The sequence below is a fragment of the Proteiniphilum saccharofermentans genome, from assembly GCF_900095135.1.
Classification (GTDB): domain Bacteria; phylum Bacteroidota; class Bacteroidia; order Bacteroidales; family Dysgonomonadaceae; genus Proteiniphilum; species Proteiniphilum saccharofermentans.
Genome location: NZ_LT605205.1, coordinates 2,238,578 through 2,256,183, shown reverse-complemented (window position 1 = coordinate 2,256,183; position 17,606 = coordinate 2,238,578). Strand labels below are relative to the sequence as shown.

Annotated in this window: 21 protein-coding genes, 1 tRNA gene, 1 pseudogene and 1 riboswitch; of the genes and pseudogenes, 17 read left to right on the top strand and 6 right to left on the bottom strand. The window is 41.3% G+C overall.

Features of this window, described 5'->3' with window-relative positions:
* The first annotated feature begins 34 nt into the window (after window positions 1-34).
* From PSM36_RS08810 to PSM36_RS17355, 4 genes are all read left to right on the top strand, one after another.
* Window positions 35-2,008: a DUF2075 domain-containing protein gene (locus tag PSM36_RS08810; protein WP_076930597.1), complete on the top strand. Its 1,974-nt coding sequence runs from the start codon at window positions 35-37 to the stop codon at window positions 2,006-2,008.
* A 57-nt stretch (window positions 2,009-2,065) separates the two neighbouring features.
* A complete protein-coding gene (gene fic, locus PSM36_RS08805) occupies window positions 2,066-2,950 on the top strand; it encodes a protein adenylyltransferase Fic (protein WP_076930596.1) in 885 nt (294 codons plus the stop codon).
* A 136-nt stretch (window positions 2,951-3,086) separates the two neighbouring features.
* On the top strand, window positions 3,087-3,206 hold the full coding sequence (locus tag PSM36_RS17875) for an HpaII family restriction endonuclease (protein WP_197684895.1): 120 nt from the start codon (window positions 3,087-3,089) through the stop codon (window positions 3,204-3,206).
* A 98-nt stretch (window positions 3,207-3,304) separates the two neighbouring features.
* Window positions 3,305-3,730 (top strand): 3'-5' exonuclease family protein, encoded by a 426-nt coding sequence (locus PSM36_RS17355; protein ID WP_076930595.1) that lies wholly within the window; start codon window positions 3,305-3,307, stop codon window positions 3,728-3,730.
* 7 nt (window positions 3,731-3,737) lie between these two features.
* On the opposite strand, the gene PSM36_RS08790 is transcribed toward PSM36_RS17355, so the two are convergent.
* The gene (locus tag PSM36_RS08790) at window positions 3,738-4,100 is read right to left on the bottom strand and encodes a winged helix-turn-helix transcriptional regulator (RefSeq protein WP_076930594.1); all 363 of its coding nucleotides are present in this window, start codon (window positions 4,098-4,100) and stop codon (window positions 3,738-3,740) included.
* 228 nt (window positions 4,101-4,328) lie between these two features.
* Here PSM36_RS08790 and PSM36_RS08785 point away from each other — a divergent pair, with 228 nt between their 5' ends.
* A complete protein-coding gene (locus PSM36_RS08785; protein ID WP_076930593.1) occupies window positions 4,329-4,880 on the top strand; it encodes a DNA-3-methyladenine glycosylase I in 552 nt (183 codons plus the stop codon).
* Window positions 4,881-4,919: 39 nt separating this feature from the next.
* Here PSM36_RS08785 and PSM36_RS08780 read toward each other — a convergent pair whose 3' ends face one another.
* Both PSM36_RS08780 and PSM36_RS08775 read right to left on the bottom strand, forming a co-directional pair.
* Complete coding sequence (locus PSM36_RS08780; RefSeq protein ID WP_083710992.1) at window positions 4,920-5,783, bottom strand: VOC family protein; 864 nt, start codon at window positions 5,781-5,783, stop codon at window positions 4,920-4,922.
* A gap of 68 nt (window positions 5,784-5,851) precedes the next feature.
* Window positions 5,852-6,484, bottom strand: a complete 633-nt coding sequence (locus PSM36_RS08775; protein ID WP_076932150.1) for an NAD(P)H-dependent oxidoreductase — start codon at window positions 6,482-6,484, stop codon at window positions 5,852-5,854.
* Window positions 6,485-6,629: 145 nt separating this feature from the next.
* On the opposite strand from PSM36_RS08775, the gene PSM36_RS08770 reads away from it, so the two are divergent.
* The 4 genes from PSM36_RS08770 (at window position 6,630) to PSM36_RS08755 (ending at window position 9,028) form a co-directional block, all read left to right on the top strand.
* Complete coding sequence (locus tag PSM36_RS08770; protein WP_076930591.1) at window positions 6,630-6,995, top strand: winged helix-turn-helix transcriptional regulator; 366 nt, start codon at window positions 6,630-6,632, stop codon at window positions 6,993-6,995.
* A gap of 257 nt (window positions 6,996-7,252) precedes the next feature.
* On the top strand, window positions 7,253-7,441 hold the full coding sequence (locus PSM36_RS08765; RefSeq protein WP_139233414.1) for a hypothetical protein: 189 nt from the start codon (window positions 7,253-7,255) through the stop codon (window positions 7,439-7,441).
* Window positions 7,442-7,477: 36 nt separating this feature from the next.
* The gene (locus tag PSM36_RS08760) at window positions 7,478-7,819 is read left to right on the top strand and encodes an antibiotic biosynthesis monooxygenase family protein (RefSeq protein ID WP_076930589.1); all 342 of its coding nucleotides are present in this window, start codon (window positions 7,478-7,480) and stop codon (window positions 7,817-7,819) included.
* 162 nt (window positions 7,820-7,981) lie between these two features.
* Window positions 7,982-9,028, top strand: coding sequence for a DUF2891 domain-containing protein (locus PSM36_RS08755; RefSeq protein WP_076930588.1), 1,047 nt, complete (start codon window positions 7,982-7,984; stop codon window positions 9,026-9,028).
* A gap of 99 nt (window positions 9,029-9,127) precedes the next feature.
* On the opposite strand, the gene PSM36_RS08750 is transcribed toward PSM36_RS08755, so the two are convergent.
* Complete coding sequence (locus PSM36_RS08750; RefSeq protein ID WP_232001560.1) at window positions 9,128-10,555, bottom strand: outer membrane beta-barrel family protein; 1,428 nt, start codon at window positions 10,553-10,555, stop codon at window positions 9,128-9,130.
* A gap of 21 nt (window positions 10,556-10,576) precedes the next feature.
* Here PSM36_RS08750 and PSM36_RS08745 point away from each other — a divergent pair.
* Window positions 10,577-11,221 (top strand): annotated as a pseudogene (locus PSM36_RS08745) (LytR/AlgR family response regulator transcription factor); the annotation flags it as partial.
* 88 nt (window positions 11,222-11,309) lie between these two features.
* Here the strand turns inward: PSM36_RS08745 and PSM36_RS08740 are convergent.
* Both PSM36_RS08740 and PSM36_RS08735 read right to left on the bottom strand, forming a co-directional pair.
* Window positions 11,310-11,753: a cold-shock protein gene (locus PSM36_RS08740; protein ID WP_019540702.1), complete on the bottom strand. Its 444-nt coding sequence runs from the start codon at window positions 11,751-11,753 to the stop codon at window positions 11,310-11,312.
* A 49-nt stretch (window positions 11,754-11,802) separates the two neighbouring features.
* The gene (locus PSM36_RS08735; RefSeq protein ID WP_019540701.1) at window positions 11,803-12,918 is read right to left on the bottom strand and encodes a DEAD/DEAH box helicase; all 1,116 of its coding nucleotides are present in this window, start codon (window positions 12,916-12,918) and stop codon (window positions 11,803-11,805) included.
* A 319-nt stretch (window positions 12,919-13,237) separates the two neighbouring features.
* Window positions 13,238-13,334: riboswitch (TPP riboswitch) on the top strand.
* 162 nt (window positions 13,335-13,496) lie between these two features.
* On the opposite strand from PSM36_RS08735, the gene thiM reads away from it, so the two are divergent.
* From thiM to PSM36_RS08700, 7 genes are all read left to right on the top strand, one after another.
* Window positions 13,497-14,291 carry a hydroxyethylthiazole kinase gene (gene thiM, locus PSM36_RS08730; RefSeq protein WP_076930587.1) on the top strand — a complete coding sequence of 265 codons (795 nt, stop codon included), beginning with the start codon at window positions 13,497-13,499 and terminating at the stop codon, window positions 14,289-14,291.
* Entirely contained in the window at window positions 14,288-15,001 is a 714-nt protein-coding gene (gene thiE / locus PSM36_RS08725; RefSeq protein WP_232001395.1) for a thiamine phosphate synthase, read from the top strand. Before thiM ends, thiE begins: the two co-directional genes overlap by 4 nt.
* 129 nt (window positions 15,002-15,130) lie before the next feature.
* A complete protein-coding gene (gene tenA, locus PSM36_RS08720) occupies window positions 15,131-15,784 on the top strand; it encodes a thiaminase II (protein WP_076930586.1) in 654 nt (217 codons plus the stop codon).
* A gap of 18 nt (window positions 15,785-15,802) precedes the next feature.
* Window positions 15,803-16,615 carry a bifunctional hydroxymethylpyrimidine kinase/phosphomethylpyrimidine kinase gene (gene thiD / locus PSM36_RS08715; protein ID WP_076930585.1) on the top strand — a complete coding sequence of 271 codons (813 nt, stop codon included), beginning with the start codon at window positions 15,803-15,805 and terminating at the stop codon, window positions 16,613-16,615.
* A 52-nt stretch (window positions 16,616-16,667) separates the two neighbouring features.
* Window positions 16,668-16,742 (top strand) — tRNA-Val (locus PSM36_RS08710).
* A gap of 356 nt (window positions 16,743-17,098) precedes the next feature.
* Complete coding sequence (locus PSM36_RS17350) at window positions 17,099-17,335, top strand: DUF2683 family protein (protein ID WP_076930584.1); 237 nt, start codon at window positions 17,099-17,101, stop codon at window positions 17,333-17,335.
* Window positions 17,310-17,606: a type II toxin-antitoxin system RelE/ParE family toxin gene (locus tag PSM36_RS08700; RefSeq protein ID WP_076930583.1), complete on the top strand. Its 297-nt coding sequence runs from the start codon at window positions 17,310-17,312 to the stop codon at window positions 17,604-17,606. The genes PSM36_RS17350 and PSM36_RS08700 overlap by 26 nt, the downstream gene beginning before the upstream one ends.

Below are 17,606 nucleotides of genomic sequence, written 5' to 3'. Positions count from 1 at the left end.
TTTGTAAAATTGATAAACTTAGTCATCTGTTTTAATGAATTATTACTATCGAAATACAATAAGTAATTTTCTACAAAAAAGCACTGACGAAATCATTGGTTCAATTAATCGTGCCAGTGAATTTGATGTGATATTTTTTCAAAACAAATCATGGGAACTGCAAATACCCATTCTAAAAAATGCTTTACAGGATTTTCAAGGAGAAATCTTTTTTGAGTTCTCCATTCCTCGGATGGGTAAAAGAGTCGATACGCTTATCATCATTAAAAATATAGTTTTCGTAGTAGAATTTAAAGTTGGAGAAAGCCATTTTTTAAACTCCAACATTGAGCAGGTTTGGGATTATGCTTTGGACCTAAAAAACTTTCACAAAACAAGTCACAATGTTGTTTTAGTCCCTGTTTTGATTGCGACTGAGTCCAAGACATCTTTTACGGAGATTGTCCTTACTTCACACAATGACAATCTTACATTGCCTGTAAAAGTTAACAGCAAAGGACTGAAAGAAGTCATTCAAAATGCCTTATGCTTCTTTTCTGACGAACCGGAAATAAATATACCCAAATATGTGGATGGAGGATATATGCCAACACCGACAATCATCGAAGCTGCTGTATCTCTCTACACAAGCCATAGTGTTGAAAATATTACCCGAAGTGATGCAAGTGCAAAGAATCTTACACTGACTACAGACAAAATATCTGAGATAATTGATATTGCCCGAAATGAGCATAAAAAAATCATTTGCTTTGTTACGGGTGTTCCCGGAGCAGGGAAGACGCTTGTTGGGCTAAATGTTGCCACTTCTCATCTCGACAATGAAAACGGAAATGCAAGCGTTTATTTGTCTGGGAATAAACCATTGGTGGATATATTGCAAGAAGCATTAGCAAGAGACAAAGTACAGAGAGAACGAGAAAAAGGTAACAAAATAACGAAAATAAGTGCCAAGCAGGCGGTCAAGACATTTATTCAAATTATACATCACTACAGGGACGAATATCTGAAAAATCAAGAAGCTCCATATGACCATGTCGCAATTTTTGATGAAGCACAACGGGCATGGAATAAAGAACAGACGATCAAATTTATGAAGCAGAAAAAAGGCATTCCCGATTTTGATTATTCAGAACCGGAGTTTCTGATTTCATGCTTAAACAGACATAAAGACTGGGCTGTCATTATTTGTTTAGTGGGAGGTGGACAAGAAATTAATACCGGAGAAGCTGGTATCTCCGAGTGGCTCCACGCGATAGATAAAACTTTTTCCGATTGGAGTGTCTATATTTCACCTAATCTCACTGATTCGGAATATGCAGCTATGGAGACAATTCAAATTTTGGAGAATAAAGGTAAGGTTCATTTTAGTGAAGACTTACACTTATCTGTCTCAATGCGTTCCTTCCGAGCTGAAAAATTATCTTCGTTTGTCAAAAATATTTTGGATATCGAAATAGAGAAGGCCAAAGAAGATTTTTTACAAATTGCTGAAAAATACCCAATCGTATTAACCCGTGATATTCTGAAAGCAAAACAGTGGCTCAAAGAAAAAGCAAGAGGGAGCGAGCGCTACGGTATTGTTGTTTCTTCACAGGCATTACGGTTAAAGCCATTTGCTATTGATGTAAAAACACCGATGAATCATGTCCATTGGTTCTTAGATGGCAAAGACGATGTTCGTTCTTCCTTTTATTTGGAAGATGTTGCCACTGAATTTCACATACAAGGTCTGGAATTAGACTGGAGCTGCGTTGTCTGGGATGGCGATATGCGGTATTCTCCAAGTGGATGGAAAACTTTCTCTTTCAAAGGCAATAGATGGCAGAACATACATAATATTGAGCGTAAGAAATATTTGCTAAACGCCTATCGGGTTTTACTTACTCGTGCAAGGCAAGGAATGGTGATTGTTATTCCTGAAGGGAATGAGGAAGATCATACCCGTAAAAAAGAGTATTACGATGGCACATATAATTATTTGAAAGAAATCGGATTACAAACAATATAAATATTGTCTTGATCCCGTATTCGAGGTAGTGTTTGAAAAGAAAAAATAGACATAGCAATGAGCGATAAGACAAAAATATCCATCCGTTTTTTCGATGACCGTGAAGTTCGTGCTATTTGGGACGAAGAAAACAACAAATGGTGGTTTTCCGTCTTGGATATTGTTGCTGTTCTTACAAGCCAAGACGACTATACCAAAACACGAAATTATTGGAAATACCTCAAAGCCAAACTGAGAAAAGAAGGAAATGAACTGGGTAGCGTCACTACCCAGTTGAAATTAAAAGCACCTGATGGGAAAAGGAGACTTTCAAACGTCCTTGATTATGATGGCGTTATTTCTCTTGCCAAGCATTTTCCCAATAATAAAGCCATCAAATTTCTCGACTGGTTCACATACAACGACAACAGTATTGATGGACAAAGCAAGAAGAAGGCGTATTCCCTCTTCGAAAGCAATCTTATCGAAGACGAGGAAGTCGGAACGACAAAAAGTCTACAGAAAATTCATGCCTATATTTTCGGGGGGTTATATGATTTTGCCGGTCAAATCAGACAAAAGAACATTTCGAAAGGGGGCTTCCAGTTTGCAGTAGCACAGTTTTTAGGTACCACATTGAAACAAATTGAACAGATGCCGGAAGACAGTTTCGAGGAGATAGTCGATAAATATGTGGAAATGAATATTGCTCATCCATTCATGGAAGGTAACGGTCGAAGTACCAGAATCTGGCTGGATCTGATCTTGAAGAAAAGACTGAAACGATGTGTCGATTGGAGCAAGATCGGTAAAGACGATTATATGAATGCAATGATACAAAGTTCCTCCAACAGTGTTAGACTAAAGACTTTACTAAAAGATGCACTCACAGATGAAATCAACAGCCGGGAAATATTCATGAAAGGGATTGACTATTCCTATTATTATGAAGAAAACGAGTAAAAGAATATGAAATCATGATAGACTGCTTCATTAAGCAATCTTCCTTCTCCATTTCTAACTGTATGGAATCCCATACGGTTAAAATCCCGATTGTTGACTTGTTCATATATACAATAAAAATGAATTTGAAGACTATTTGCTGAACAACACTAAATTTGAAACTGCCAGTACCTCAAGACATGATTTTGGAGTAATTTATAAGGATGGAGGTGAACAGTATCTCAAACTGAATCTCCAAATTCGGTTTATAAAATAATTATTTGATCATGGGAATTCTTAGAAAGGTAATTATAACCGAAAAAATTATCCAATGTCTGCGAAATCGGACTTTCGTTTGTTGAAAACGGAGAAATAGTGGATACGTATTCCTCTCTTATCAGGCCCAAAGACAATTTATATGATAATTTTAATATCCGGATACATGGGATCACACCGGAAGATACTGAGAACTCCCCTGAATTTGATTCTATCTGGAAAGATAACCTGAATGCAATTTGTGATTATTTCAATATCCCACTTAAACATCACCGGGCAGAACATGATGCACGAGCCTGCGCTGAAATATGTTTAAAATGCTTCGGGGAAGGACAAATAGATGATTTTGGACAGCTTGCCGATAAATATAGAATGAGACCGGGTATAATGAATTGTATCGAAAAAAGTTATACCGGACCGTATTCCATAAGGAAAGACAGGGAGAAATCAGATGCAAGAGAGATCCGTGGGGATAAGACGAAAATTAATCCTGATAGCTTATTCTATGAATGTATTGTTAGTTAAATCGCTTTTAATCCAGCGGCAGTTGACCTAATCGTTTCAGGATGAGATGCCGTAAACGTTCCTGATGTTCATCACCCCACTGACCCAATACCGAAATAACAGGAATCAGTGTTTCTCCAAATTCAGTCAGACTGTACTCGACCTTTGGTGGAACTACCGGATAAATAGTTTTGGTAATCAATTCGTGTGCTTCCAGTTCTTTCAACTGGATGTTCAGAACTCTCCGGGAAGCATCGGGTATTTTACGTTGTAATTCACTCGGGCGCTTATATCCTTTATGGATAAACCACAATAAACGGATCTTCCATTTGCCGTAGAGGACTTCACCAATCAGGTCAAGACCGCAATTCAAACTTAACGTTTCTTTCATACATAAGTGCAAATGTAGTTTCAGGAGATTTTGATGGAAGCCCGGTTGCCCTGGATTATCATCTGATGATAACGGATAACAAGATTACCCGTTTGGAAATCATGCTCAGCAATGCGTAATAAATGAAAAGGAATAAGACATTATTTTATATATTTGTAATCCTATTATTTACAACGATAGGGATATACAAGGCAATCATAGTAGAAGAAAGTAAATAAACCGAAAATAATGTCCTACTGTTTTTATATAGACGCCCTGGAACCGGAAGGGCGAAAAGCGCTGCACAAGAATTACCACGATAATCATTATGGTTTTCCAATTCACGATGACAATGAATTGTTCGGACGGTTAATCATGGAAATCAACCAGGCAGGCTTGAGTTGGGAAACGATTTTAAAAAAAGAAAAATCGTTCAGAGAAGCGTATGATAATTTTGATATTACAAAAGTGGCTTCTTATACGGAAACTGACAGAGAGAGACTACTGAACGATCCGGGTATTATTCGTAACCGTTTGAAAATTAACGCAGCCATAGAAAATGCGAAAACGATTTGTTCGTTACAAAGAGAATATGGTTCATTCAACAAATGGTTGGAAACCAATCATCCCAGGACAAAAGAAGAATGGACAAAGCTGTTTAAAAAGACATTCCGCTTTACAGGCGGGGAAATCGTCAACGAGTTTTTGATGAGCATTGGTTATCTACCCGGTGCACATAGAGAAGATTGCCCTGTATATAAAGAAATTTTGAAATTAAACCCTGTGTGGACTAAAGTCTGATGGAAAATATAAACTTTCAGAACCATTGATCAAATTCAATCAGTCCCCAGTTGTCAGAATTATTCTGGTACCCGATGGATCAAATACAATATAGCCTTTATCAGTTTTCTCGAACTTTGATACATTTGCCAATGCCGATTTCAGGCCTTCTTCCGAAACATATTTAATGGTGAAATGTCTCATTCTTGCCGTACCGTCCGGCGGCTGTGGTGCATTCAGACCTTGCCAGGTATTGATCGCCATTCTGTGTTTGAAAACACCACCCGCGCTCAAATCGGCAAATTTTATTTGAGGGGAAAAAGAATGTTCTTCAAAGCCAATTTGCTTATAGAAATCATTTGCTTTTTCAAGATTACCCACATATAAGTGAATATGCCCGATAACGGTATCTGCGGGTAGCGGTTTTTGTATGCCGTCATGGGGGACGATTTGCATCAAGGTTCCAACGTCAAGCGGTGCCGCCGACAATCTCTCTGTCCCGTCTCTGTCAAGGGAAAGGAATCTTCCGTTTTTTACAATATATTCAGAGAAACGTTCGGGGGTTTCAAACGTTATTTCTACCGTAATTCCATCCGGATCATTAAGATAGATTGCTTTCGAAATGGTATGGTCTGTCGGTGAAATGGGGTATCGTTTGGAAATAAGGCGGGCGAGAACACGGGCGAACTCTGCCTCGGATTGCAGATGAATTGCAAAGTGGTAAAGTCCGCTATATCCATGCTTCCCGGATAGTTTTGCCGTTGGGTGCAATACGACCAATGTTTCGGTATCCGTCCCCATTTCCAGATACCCGTTTTCTTTCCGCAACCGTAACCCGATAATATCCCTGTAAAACCAAAGTGATTTTCCCCTGTGGGTCACTTCCAAATGGACAGCCCCGAATTTCATTCTATCTTTTACCATAACCACAAGTAAATATGAATAGTTTTGATGATGAATCCGGAGCTGCCATAAATTTTTTGTTGTATGAATTAATCAATTACTGTGATAAATTCTTCTTTGGGTGTGCGCACTTTTTTGAGGTTTACAAGCCAATCGTGTTGGCCATCCCTGTAGCCTATGGGCAGGATAACGACACTCTTTAGACCCAATGCGTCAAGGCCGAGGATTTCATCTAATTTAGCAGAGTCGAAGCCTTCCATAGGGGTGGCATCGACCTGTTGCTCTGCCGCTGCGGCAATCGCTAATCCGAATGATATATAGGCTTGTTTGGCTGTATGGTTTTTATGCCATTCTTCACCCAGGGATTGATAATTTGCCCAAAGCGACTGGGCATATTCACCCATCGCATTATCCGGCAACCCGCGTTCCCTTGATGTCTTTTCCATTACATTCCCGATCTTTTCGGCTGAATAGCTGTCCCAGGCAGCCCATACGATCAGATGGGAACAGTCTGTTATCTGGCTTTGGTTGAAAGCCGCTTCTTTTATTTTTTCGAGTACCTTCCTGTCGCTGATGACAAAAACCCTGTAAGGTTGTAATCCGGAGGAGGATGGTGCAAGTCTTGCTGCTTCGAGAATGTAATCCAGTTTTTCCTGCTGAACGGCCTGTCCGTTCATTTTCTTTGTGGCGTAGCGCCAGTTCAAATTGTTTATTAATGACATATTTTTTAATTTGATATTACTGTAATTTTTATTGATAAAATCACTTTGATGATGCAAATTTAGCTATATTTGCTATATAATATGTAACTACTATACTTATGTATATCGGTATACTTTAGTATAGTATTAACAAAATCAGATATATATGAGTCCTTCGATTGAACTGAATAAAGCAAAGCAATGTGCCGGCAGTTATGTACTGGCAATCAATGATACGATGAATGTTGTCAGCGGCAAATGGAAGTTACCCATCATCGGGGCATTGTTTTTCGGCAAGAAACGCTTCAAGGAGCTGGAGAGGAACATCCCGAAGATCACTCCGCGGATGTTGTCCAAAGAGTTAAGGGATCTGGAGATGAACGGAATTGTGACAAGAACGGTATATGATAGTGTCCCTGTTACCGTTGAATATGAATTGACAAGATCAGGCCAGTCCCTGACCAAAGTATTGGACGTAATGGTGGAATGGGGATTGGAACACCGGGAAAATATAGTGGGAAAGGCAGTATAGACTACCCTATCCCTGCTATGGCATCGGTTATTCTTCCGATATGGATGAAGGAGTTAAGGAGAGTAAGTAGCCCTGTTATCCCCAAAACAGATTAATTTACGGGTGAAAAATCATTATTTTAGGGTATTGCACAATTAATCGCAAAGGAGTAATTTTATTTTTTAATTGAGAGCTCCCCAGGGAGATGGATGTTTAAGTCAGAACAAATAAAAATTACAGTGATGGTCAGTTATTTAAATTCAGCATGCGATAATTGTATGAAACATGCTGAACATGAGAAAAGGCTATATTGTGTAAATGTAGCGGAACGGGAAGTTTTTGACATTTTTAGGATTTTAGGTGTCCCTATGAATGAACAGGATATTCTGGTCCGGACAATCAATAAGGAAAACACCTGCTGGTATAATTTAAAAATGTTACTGGATACGCTTGTCCGCAATAAATAGTATAGTAATTAATAAACGTTTTAAAAATTCACAGTTATGTATGTAATGTCACGTAATATGAAGGTGGCGAAGAATCTCACGCACGCAGTCATTGAGGATTTATCGCTCCCTTCCAGGTCTAGTAAAGCAGAAGGTTTTATTCGCCGCGATATATTGGTCAACAGAGAGGCGGACGATTTTGATATAATAAAAGTGCTTATTTACTGGAAAGACAAGGAATCCCAGGAGAAATGGCATGCCAGCAAAGAGCACTCCCAGTCGCATATCGACAAGTATAAGCTAAGGAAAGAAATGGGGAAAGAACCCATAAACCGTAAAGACCTGAATATGACTTTTGAAGAATTTGAGTTGATCTCAACATTCGCCGCTGAACAGTAATAAAACAGCTTGTAAGCATCCGTATTGTTGAAACGGAAAGTCACATCAAAACCTCTGAATCTTTCAACTTCTTTTTCTGGCAATGATATGCAGATGAGAGTTGAAAGATTTTTTCATGATGTATAATATACCTTATTCCCAATAACTTCTTAAATTTGTACAATGAAAAAGTATTTCATTATTTTCTTATTATTTTGCGGATATGTGAATGCCCAAACGCTGGATCTGCAACAAGCAGAAAAGATATTCAGGCTGCCTGTCCATTGTATAGAGGTTGAATATCCCAATAAGCTGGGACAGGTATTAGGCAGTACGGATGAACTGAAAAATCCGAAAGAGTTGCGTCCTGTATTCTATGGCTGTTTCGACTGGCATTCAGCGGTACACGGCTATTGGTCCATTGTAAAATTATTGAAGGATTATCCTCAACTGGATAACTCAGGAGAAGTAAGGGCCATTCTGAACAGGAATATAACACCGGAAAATGTATTTGTAGAATCGGCTTTTTTTGAGGATTATAACAACCGGAACTTTGAGCGTACCTATGGATGGGCATGGTTGTTTCAACTACAAAGTGAATTATACTCTTGGGATGATCCCGATGCGCAACGATGGAATCAAACGCTGAAACCTTTGGCAGACATACTCGTGGGTAAATATAAAGAATATTTGCCGAAGCTCTACTACCCTATCCGCACCGGACAACATGACAATACAGCTTTCGGGCTGTCTTTATCTGTTGATTATGCCCGATGCACAGGCGATAAGGAGTTTGAACAACTGATAACAGAGCATGCAATAAGATTGTATGGGAATGACGTAGACTGTAATCTCTCGTATGAGCCCGGCGGTAATGACTTTCTTTCCCCTTGCCTTGAAGAAGCCTTGCTGATGAGCAAAGTATTGGATACAAAAGAATACCGTATATGGCTCAAGAATTTCCTGCCGGAGATATTTAATCCCGGTTTCTCGCTGGAACCCGGTGAAGTCTCGGACCGTACGGATGGCCATCTGGTTCACCTCGACGGGTTAAATTTCAGTAGAGCGACATGTTTATATATTATCGAGAAAAAACTGCCTGAACTGGAATATCTGAGAACGATAGCGGACCATCACCTCAGCTATTCACTGGATAATATAACTGATGATGATTATATGGGCAGCCATTGGCTGGGCTCTTTTGCTCTTTATGCCTTAATGAATAAATAAAACCCGGGCTGGTACAGGATCGTTTTCTTGTCAACGATGGCAGCAAAATATATCAATTTAATTATGTAGAGACATAATAAAAAGTCAATGCGGATAACTTCAGAATTCTTCGTCGTCCATCATTGGCTGCTGGCGATCATTGTTCCGGTCGCCGTTCATATTGCCGAAAGAATAAGTAAGGGTCAGACCGATGGTTCTTCCCGATACCCTGAACATATTCTCCTGGTGGAATCCGGCGCCGGAAGTGACCGTAACCCTTCTCCGGGTCTCAAAAATATCCCGTCCGTTGAGTGTCAGATGCAATGCCCGGTTGAGGAATGATTTCCGGAAACCGATGTCGACCGACCCGTTCGGCTTCGTGTATCCCTGCGAGATGATCTGCCTGGAATTATAATTTCCCGTAACCTGCATGGTGATGTCGTATGGCAGGGCGGCATTGGCTACGATACGCCCGTTCCAGGAGAAATCGTCGTCTGCCTCGCCCGTTACCGGCTCCTGTGCTCCGGCAGGAAGATAGCTGAAACCGGAGATGCTATTGTAATAGAGATTAAGGGTGGAAGTGAGATCCAGAAAACCGAACAGGCTGTTCTTGACAATGAACTCCACGCCCGCAGATTGTGTTTTTGCCACATTCGCGTGCGTACTCATCATGATGTTGTCGGCGTTCAGATAGTTGATCCGCTGGATCACATCGGCCGTATTCCGGTAATACAACGAAGTGGATAACATGTGATTATCCCAGCTTTTGATATAATTCAGTTCCAGTGCATTGGAATATTGCGGTGTCAGGTATGGGTTCCCGTACGTGATATTGGTCGAATCCATTACGTTCATGAAAGGGTTTAATTGCCCTCTGCGGGGGCGGGAAACCCTTCGGGTGTAATTCAACTGGAGTTCGTTATTTCCGGGTAATGTGTAGGATATGAAAGCGCTGGGATAAAGACTCAAGTAATCATCTTCATAAGGAGCTACATTGTCTTCCGTTTCCCCGTAGGCCAGGGATTTGGTATCCATACGCGTATATTCACCCCTTAATCCCGTCTGGAACCCGAATTGATTGATTCGTTTCGAGTAGGTGGCGTACAAAGCATGCACATCCTGATTATACCGGAAAAAATTGTAAAGGTCCTCATCGAACACGGCGGATTCTTCAGTGGGTCCCGAAACAGTTTCCACCGGGCTTTCCGTCCGCGACAGATCTCCCTTGTAACCGGCTTCGACCTTGTTCTGCTGTCCAAACTCGGTGACATAATCGAGTTGTATCTCCCATGACCTCGATTTATTATCCTGATGCTGAAACTGGTAGGAACTGCTCTCGCTTCCATCGGCAAATTCGGACTGCTGGGTAAACAGGGATTCTTCCTCACGATCCATTGCATGGTGAGAAACGGTCAGGTCCAGATTGCTCTTCTCACTGAAATCCCTTCTGTAATTGAATTCCACATTTCCCATCTTCATGTTGTTTTCGTTCTCCGAGAGCCGGAAGCTCCGGACAAATGAACCCGGGACGTTGCTACTGTAATCCATGCGGTCGTCTTCCTTTTCAAAATCGAGCAATCCGAACGATGGCTGGGAAAAAACCATGCGCCGGACCTGATTTTCATGGATATCCATTTGTCTGACGGCTCCGCGTTCAATATTTTTTCGGCTATTACGGTAGAAATCCCTATTATATTTATTACGGCTTATGATGAATATGCAATCGAGGCGTTCAGGGTAAACAGTATCGATTACATCCTTAAACCCATTGATCCAGTATATTTAAAACGGGCGCTGGATAAATATCATAAACTGGGGCGTACGGAAATTCACCGGTATTTGTCCAAGATGCCGGAACTGAGCCTTGTACAAGGTTATCCCGAAAGGCTCCTGATCCCCATAAACGACAAATTGTTGCCTGTGTCCCTTGCCCAGGTATCCTGTTTCTATACCTCGTCCGATGACACAAGGGTGTTTATGCGTAACGGTGAGAACTATCCGTACAGGAAAACGCTCGACAGCATTATGTCGACATTAAACCCGAAAGAATTCTTCCGGGCGAATAAACAATTTATCGTAGCAAAGAAAAGCGTGAAAGATATCACCATCTGGTTTGATAACCGGTTGCTATTGACGCTTGATACGGCAATCCCCGAAAGGATCTATGTGAGTAAGAACCGGGCATCCGAATTCCGGCAATGGATTGTGGAGTAATGCGGTTTACAATGTAGACCTCTTCTGACGGATGGCATTTATATCTTTGAATAGCCACTGTAAGTCATCTCGTCCGGTTGGCTATCCTTTAATCCGTAATGACAATATTCACGGCATTCATCCCTTTTTTGCCGCGTTCCAACTCGAAGGTAACCTTATCTCCTTCATCGATAGAAGCCGGTGCGCTACTGATATGGAAGAAGTATTTATCCATATTGGCCGCATTCTTGATAAAGCCGTATCCTTTGTCGGGATTGAAATATTCCACCCGTCCCTTGAGTTCGGGCTCCACGACATCTTCCTTCTTTGGAGTGGATACCACGATATTGTCGATATCAATTTCCTGCTTTCTTACCGGATCCGGTGGAGTGTCGGTGATCACCCCGTTTTCATCCACATATGCGATCATATCATCCAATGAGCCGGAACCTGCATTGGCTTTGCGCTCTTCTTTACGTTTTTGTTTTTCCAAACGTTTTTCCTGTTTTTTCTTTTCTATGTCTCTTTTGTTATACGAAACTGATTTAGCCATATTTATACCTGAAATATCTTTATTTATTTTTTGTTTATTGAATTGTTGTTTAGCTTGCTACCACAAGGGTTTTTCCCGTCAATTTCTGGATATCTTTTAACATATCCCTCTCTTCATCGGCACAGAACGTCAACGCAGTACCTGTATTCCCTGCCCTGCCCGTGCGGCCGATGCGATGCACATAGGTCTCGGCCACATCCGGAAGATCGTAGTTGATGACCAGTTCCAGATTGTTGATATCTATTCCCCTGGCTGCAATATCGGTCGCGATAAGGGTTTGTATTTTGTGCGATTTAAAATCAGACAGCGCCTTTTGTCTGGCATTCTGCGATTTATTCCCGTGGATGGCTGCACTGTTTATTCCGGACTTGCTAAGTATCCTTGCGATCTTATCCGCTCCATGTTTGGTGCGGGAAAATATCAGTACCGATTTCTTTCTATCCTTTTTCAGCAGGTCTATCAGCAGATTTTTCTTCTCCGGTTTTTCTACAAAATAGATATATTGCTCTATGGTGTCCACTACCGACGATACCGGCGCCACCTCTACCCTGACCGGCTTGTGCAGGATAGAGCGTGAGAGATCAGCTATAGAAGACGGCATGGTAGCCGAAAAGAAGAGGGTTTGCTTCACCCTGGGGAGTTGTGGTAACAACCGCTTGATATCGTGGATAAATCCCATATCCAGCATCCGGTCAGCTTCATCCAGCACAAAATGGCGGATAGACTGGAGACTGATGATCTTCTGGTTCATTAAATCGAGCAGACGTCCCGGAGTAGCTACCAATATATCTATCCCCTGTTTCAATGCATTTACCTGTGCATTCTGCTTTACTCCACCATAAATCACACAGTGGCGAAGCCCCGTATAGCGGATATAATCGCTCAGGCATTCGTTGATCTGGATAGCCAGTTCCCGCGTAGGTGTTAAAATCAACGCTCTGATCTCTCTTTTTCGACCCTGAGATTTATTCAAATAGAGTTGTTGTATGATGGGAAGTACAAAAGCTGCGGTCTTTCCTGTGCCGGTTTGTGCCAGTCCTAAGATATCACGGTTGTCAAGTGCCGGGGCAATAGCCTGTTGTTGTATTGGTGTGGGAATTGTATGTCCTTTTTCGTTCAGAGCCCTCAATACCGGCTCTACAATAGATAATTCTTTAAATGTCATGTTTTAATATTAAACAAGATGTGTCACGTTAAATTGTATGGGCACATTCTTGCAACTGATTGATAACTTAAACAAATAAGTTGATTTTGATGTCGATTTCGGCGATGGGAAGACCCGCAAAAAACAGCGGAGCAAAACATTGATGAAGAAAGATCCAATATGAACTTAATTGCTAATGGGTACAAAGATACGAAAATAAATCGGTTTATTAAGTATTATTCAATTCGTTTTGAAATTATATACAGCTTTGGTGCCTCAATAATAAATGTTTTTTATTGACAAAACCCGGATTATTCATCATTTATATATATCTTTGTGATATCTCTGTTAGGGGTGCTTTTTATAAAGAGCTGAGATCAAACCCTTGAACCTGATATGTTGTAATTGACATCGTAGGGAAACGGAAATTTAAAAAGATTACGTTTACATAGTATTCAATGTATTCAATCATTGCCGTTTCACCAATATGGAACGGCTTTTTTTATTGCTGAAAAATGGATAAAAGTTTTGTTGATTAAGGGACAAAGCCTCTGACAATATAATGTTTAAAATCATATTCTATCTAAATTCTAATAAAAATGATACGTATTGAAAATTTGGTTCGGGACCTGAACCTTGTAAGAGAAAGGTCCCCACTCATACATAACATAACCAATTATGTGGCGATGAATAATTCGGCAAATGCGTTGCTGGCAGTAGGCGCATCGCCGGTAATGGCGCATTCGCTGGATGAAGTTGCCGAAATGGCCGGTATAGCTTCTTCGTTGGTTATCAATATCGGCACCCTTGAGGCCGAATGGGTAAAAGCCATGTTGATAGCAGGCAAGACGGCATTGGATAGACATATCCCGGTTGTCTTCGATCCTGTGGGCGCCGGAGCCACATCATACCGGTCGAGGGTATGTATGCAAATAATAGAAGAGTGCAGGCCTTCGGTCATCCGGGGCAATGCTTCGGAAATAATCGCCTTATCCAATGCCAACGCGCGGACCAAAGGTGTTGACAGTACAAACAGTTCTGAAGCTGCATTAAATCCGGCTAAAGCTTTGGCTAACGAAACCGGTGCAATCGTGGTTGTCAGCGGGGAAACGGATTATATAACCGATGGAATCGCCGTTGAGACCGTAAAGAACGGGAACCCGATGATGGCAAGAGTGACAGGTATGGGATGCACCGCATCCGCTATCGTAGGAACTTTTACCGCTATCAACCCGAACTTCCTTGAAGCGGCCACCCACGCCATGTTTATTATGGGTATCGCAGGAGAAATTGCGACCAGAACCTCGAAAGGAAACGGCAGTCTTCAAATAAACTTTCTGGATACACTTTTCAATATCGACGAAGATGCCATAAGGCAAAATATTCGACTATGAAGAATTTCGACTTAAGTCTGTATTTGGTTACCGACCGTTTATTGTCCCTGGGCAGGCCGTTGGAATATGTAGTGGAAGAGGCTGTAAAAGGAGGGGTTACCATGGTGCAGTTGCGCGAAAAGGACTGTTCTTCAAAAGAATTTTACCGGCAGGCGATTACAATCAAAGCGTGTCTGAAGCCTTACAATATTCCGTTGATTATCAATGACAGGTTAGATATAGCGCTTGCCTGCGAAGCCGAAGGACTGCATATCGGCCAATACGATCTTCCCTATGAAGTTGCGCGGAAAATATTAGGGAAGAACAAAATAATCGGCCTGTCCGTTGAAAATGTACAGGATGTGCTTGAGGCCAATAAGCTGGATATAGATTATATCGGGATATCTCCTGTTTTCAGTACTCCGACCAAGACAGATACTGCTAAAGAGTTAGGCCTGACAGGCGTTCGTGAGATTTCTCTCTTGTCGAAACATCCCAGTGTCGGTATCGGTGGAATCAACAACAGCAATGCCCGGGATATAATACAAGCCGGCGCAGACGGTATTGCCGTTGTTTCGGCCATTATGTCGGCGGCAGATCCCCGGTTGGCGGCATCACAGCTGTCGGATATCGTCCATCAATCAAAATTAAAAGTGAATTTTCTTAGGAACGAGGGCAGAGGCAAGCTTGATTGCACTATGCCGAGTGACGACAGAAAATCAACGGAGTGAGAAGTGAAAAGTGAAGAATTAAGAGTGTTTGAAATGAATGAGACAGGTTCTTTCGCCTTAGTTTTTTATTTCAAAACACGGGTCCTGAAATTATTGAATCTATAGTATTTCCATACACAAAAAAATCGTATGAAGTGGAGCGAAGAAGCATGGCAATCGACAAAGCCTGTTTATGAGAAAATATTGGCACTTCCGTTTATCAAAAGGCTGATCAATGGAACCTTACCCAAGGAAACGTTTCTGTTTTACATCCGGCAGGATGCTATTTATCTGTCGGATTATGGGAAAGTATTGACCGGGATTGCGTCAAAATTAAATGATCCCGGGCATATCGAAGCTTTCATCCATTTTGCCGGTGGTACTCTGGCGGTCGAAAAAGTATTGCATCAATCCTTTATGCAGGAGCTAAAGAGCAACGGAGCGATAGAACCATCGCCAAGCTGTCTGTTATACATTTCCTTTCTTCAGAAACAACTGGCCAATGCACCCATAGAAGTGGCGTTGGCTACGGTATTGCCTTGTTTTTGGGTTTATAAGGAAGTGGGAGATTATATATTGGAGCATCAAACGAAAGATAATAATCCATACCAAAAGTGGATCGATACCTATGGCGGTGAAGAGTTTGCAAGGTCCGTCATATCAGCTATCGCCATTTGCGATGAAATTGCGGAACAATGTACCGAAGACCGCAAAAAAGCTATGACCGAGTCTTTTATTATAAGTACCAAACTTGAATGGCTTTTCTGGGACAGCGCTTACAGACAGGAACAATGGCCGGTTTAATTTTAAAAGAAAAAACAAATGAAAAAACAGTATAGAAGAGCCTTATCCATTGCAGGCAGCGATCCGAGTGGAGGCGCGGGAATCCAGGCTGACTTAAAAACATTCTCCGCCTGCGGATGCTACGGTGCGACGGTGATTGTGGCCGTGGTAGATGAAAATACGGTAGGTGTAACCGGTGTACACCCTGTCCCTGTACCATTTGTTGTAGGGCAAATCCGTTCCGTGCTGGATGATATCGGAGCGGATGCAATTAAAATAGGGATGCTCCATTCGTCCGAGCTCATCCGGTCGGTAAAAGGCACATTGTCTGAATATGCCATCAGGGATATTGTGCTGGATCCGGTGATGGTGGCCACATCCGGTGACAAGTTACTGCAGGACGAAGCCATCAGTACATTGAAAGAAGAGTTGATACCGCATGTGCGCGTCATAACGCCCAATATTCCCGAAGCGGAGATATTACTGGGGAAAGAGATCCGGTCTCAAAAGGATTTACCGTTAGTTGTAAAGGATCTTTCTTTTGGCCGTTCCGTATCGGTCTTATTAAAAGCCGGACATCTGGCAGAAGATGAGTTGATAGATGTGTTTTATAATGCCGAAACCGATGAATTGACAGCACTAAGTTCCCAACGTATTACAACTAAAAACACCCATGGAACAGGTTGTACATTATCTTCGGCCATTGCCGCTTTTCTGGCGCACGGGTTGCCGCTCAACGATGCTGTAAGGAAAGCGAAAGAGTATATAGATCGCGCTATTTTAGTCGGCGCTGAATATGAAATCGGCAAAGGACACGGACCTGTTCATCATTTTTTTGATTTCTGGAGATAGAAAAAAAGAAATTATGATGAACATATCATATTTTTCAGTACTTTTGCGGCTCGAACTGTTAGCTCAGCTGGTTTAGAGCGCTGCCTTGACAGGGCAGAGGTCGCTGGTTCGAATCCTGCACAGTTCACTCAAAGTCTCAGCGCAAGTTGAGGCTTATTTTTTTACAATCAACTGATTTTCAGAATTCCATATTTTTGGGTTTTTCATTCTCACCCACTTCCAAAAATTGTGGTTAACAGGGATCGAATCCTATATAGGCATTGTCCCTATCTTTTAATCACCTGATATTAAAAGGATAACACATATACTCCATTTCATTATTGGCCGATAAAAGGTTCAAGTACCAGTGGTTAACCTTTTAGGATTCGAACCCGAATTTGACAGAGGTCATTCTATTATTATTTTTTATCTGATAAAAAAGCATGGGTATTTGATAAAAAGAAAAAATCGTATATCTTTACGAGAAATAAAAAAGAGATCAGTATGGAAACAATAATCATCACACCTGGAAACGAAAGGCAAAGCAACTTGGTAAAGTCTATCCTGAAAGAAATGCGTATTCGCTTTACGAGCCATACCGACGAAAATGAGATAGAAGTTTCAGCTGCAGAAATGGAGGCAATAGATAGAGGATTGGAAGACGTGAAAAACGGAAATGTTATGTCCCATAGTGAAGCGAAAAAAATATTTCACAATGCTATCTATAAAGTGGAGCAATAGAGCCGTAAAAGAAAAATCGGATATTTTGCGTTATTGGGTTAAACGTAATGGGACTGAAACGTATTCAGAAAAAATTGAAGCTGAAACGGACAAAGCGATAAACCTAATAGTAGAAAACAGGCTTATCGGTGAAAAAGTGAAGAACAGGGATAATGTAAGACGCCTCACTGTTATGCATGATTATGCTATCTATTACACCGTGATAAAGAATAACTTATATATACTTTCTTTTTGGGATAATAGACAAGATCCTGAACGCCTAGAATTATAA

Excerpts from the sequence above, each read along its gene's own strand:
- PSM36_RS08810 (WP_076930597.1), top strand. The coding sequence starts at position 35 with ATGAATTATTACTATCGAAATACAATAAGTAATTTTCTACAAAAAAGC.
- PSM36_RS08765 (WP_139233414.1), top strand. The coding sequence starts at position 7,253 with ATGAAACATGCTGAACATGAGAAAAGGCTATATTGTGTAAATGTAGCG.
- PSM36_RS08780 (WP_083710992.1), bottom strand. The coding sequence starts at position 5,783 with ATGGTAAAAGATAGAATGAAATTCGGGGCTGTCCATTTGGAAGTGACC.
- PSM36_RS08785 (WP_076930593.1), top strand. The coding sequence starts at position 4,329 with ATGTCCTACTGTTTTTATATAGACGCCCTGGAACCGGAAGGGCGAAAA.
- fic (WP_076930596.1), top strand. The coding sequence starts at position 2,066 with ATGAGCGATAAGACAAAAATATCCATCCGTTTTTTCGATGACCGTGAA.
- PSM36_RS08755 (WP_076930588.1), top strand. The coding sequence starts at position 7,982 with ATGAAAAAGTATTTCATTATTTTCTTATTATTTTGCGGATATGTGAAT.
- PSM36_RS08760 (WP_076930589.1), top strand. The coding sequence starts at position 7,478 with ATGTATGTAATGTCACGTAATATGAAGGTGGCGAAGAATCTCACGCAC.
- tenA (WP_076930586.1), top strand. The coding sequence starts at position 15,131 with ATGAAGTGGAGCGAAGAAGCATGGCAATCGACAAAGCCTGTTTATGAG.
- PSM36_RS08735 (WP_019540701.1), bottom strand. The coding sequence starts at position 12,918 with ATGACATTTAAAGAATTATCTATTGTAGAGCCGGTATTGAGGGCTCTG.
- thiM (WP_076930587.1), top strand. The coding sequence starts at position 13,497 with ATGATACGTATTGAAAATTTGGTTCGGGACCTGAACCTTGTAAGAGAA.
- thiE (WP_232001395.1), top strand. The coding sequence starts at position 14,288 with ATGAAGAATTTCGACTTAAGTCTGTATTTGGTTACCGACCGTTTATTG.
- PSM36_RS17350 (WP_076930584.1), top strand. The coding sequence starts at position 17,099 with ATGGAAACAATAATCATCACACCTGGAAACGAAAGGCAAAGCAACTTG.
- PSM36_RS08790 (WP_076930594.1), bottom strand. The coding sequence starts at position 4,100 with ATGAAAGAAACGTTAAGTTTGAATTGCGGTCTTGACCTGATTGGTGAA.
- PSM36_RS08700 (WP_076930583.1), top strand. The coding sequence starts at position 17,310 with ATGCTATCTATAAAGTGGAGCAATAGAGCCGTAAAAGAAAAATCGGAT.
- PSM36_RS08770 (WP_076930591.1), top strand. The coding sequence starts at position 6,630 with ATGAGTCCTTCGATTGAACTGAATAAAGCAAAGCAATGTGCCGGCAGT.
- thiD (WP_076930585.1), top strand. The coding sequence starts at position 15,803 with ATGAAAAAACAGTATAGAAGAGCCTTATCCATTGCAGGCAGCGATCCG.
- PSM36_RS08775 (WP_076932150.1), bottom strand. The coding sequence starts at position 6,484 with ATGTCATTAATAAACAATTTGAACTGGCGCTACGCCACAAAGAAAATG.
- PSM36_RS08740 (WP_019540702.1), bottom strand. The coding sequence starts at position 11,753 with ATGGCTAAATCAGTTTCGTATAACAAAAGAGACATAGAAAAGAAAAAA.
- PSM36_RS08750 (WP_232001560.1), bottom strand. The coding sequence starts at position 10,555 with ATGGATTACAGTAGCAACGTCCCGGGTTCATTTGTCCGGAGCTTCCGG.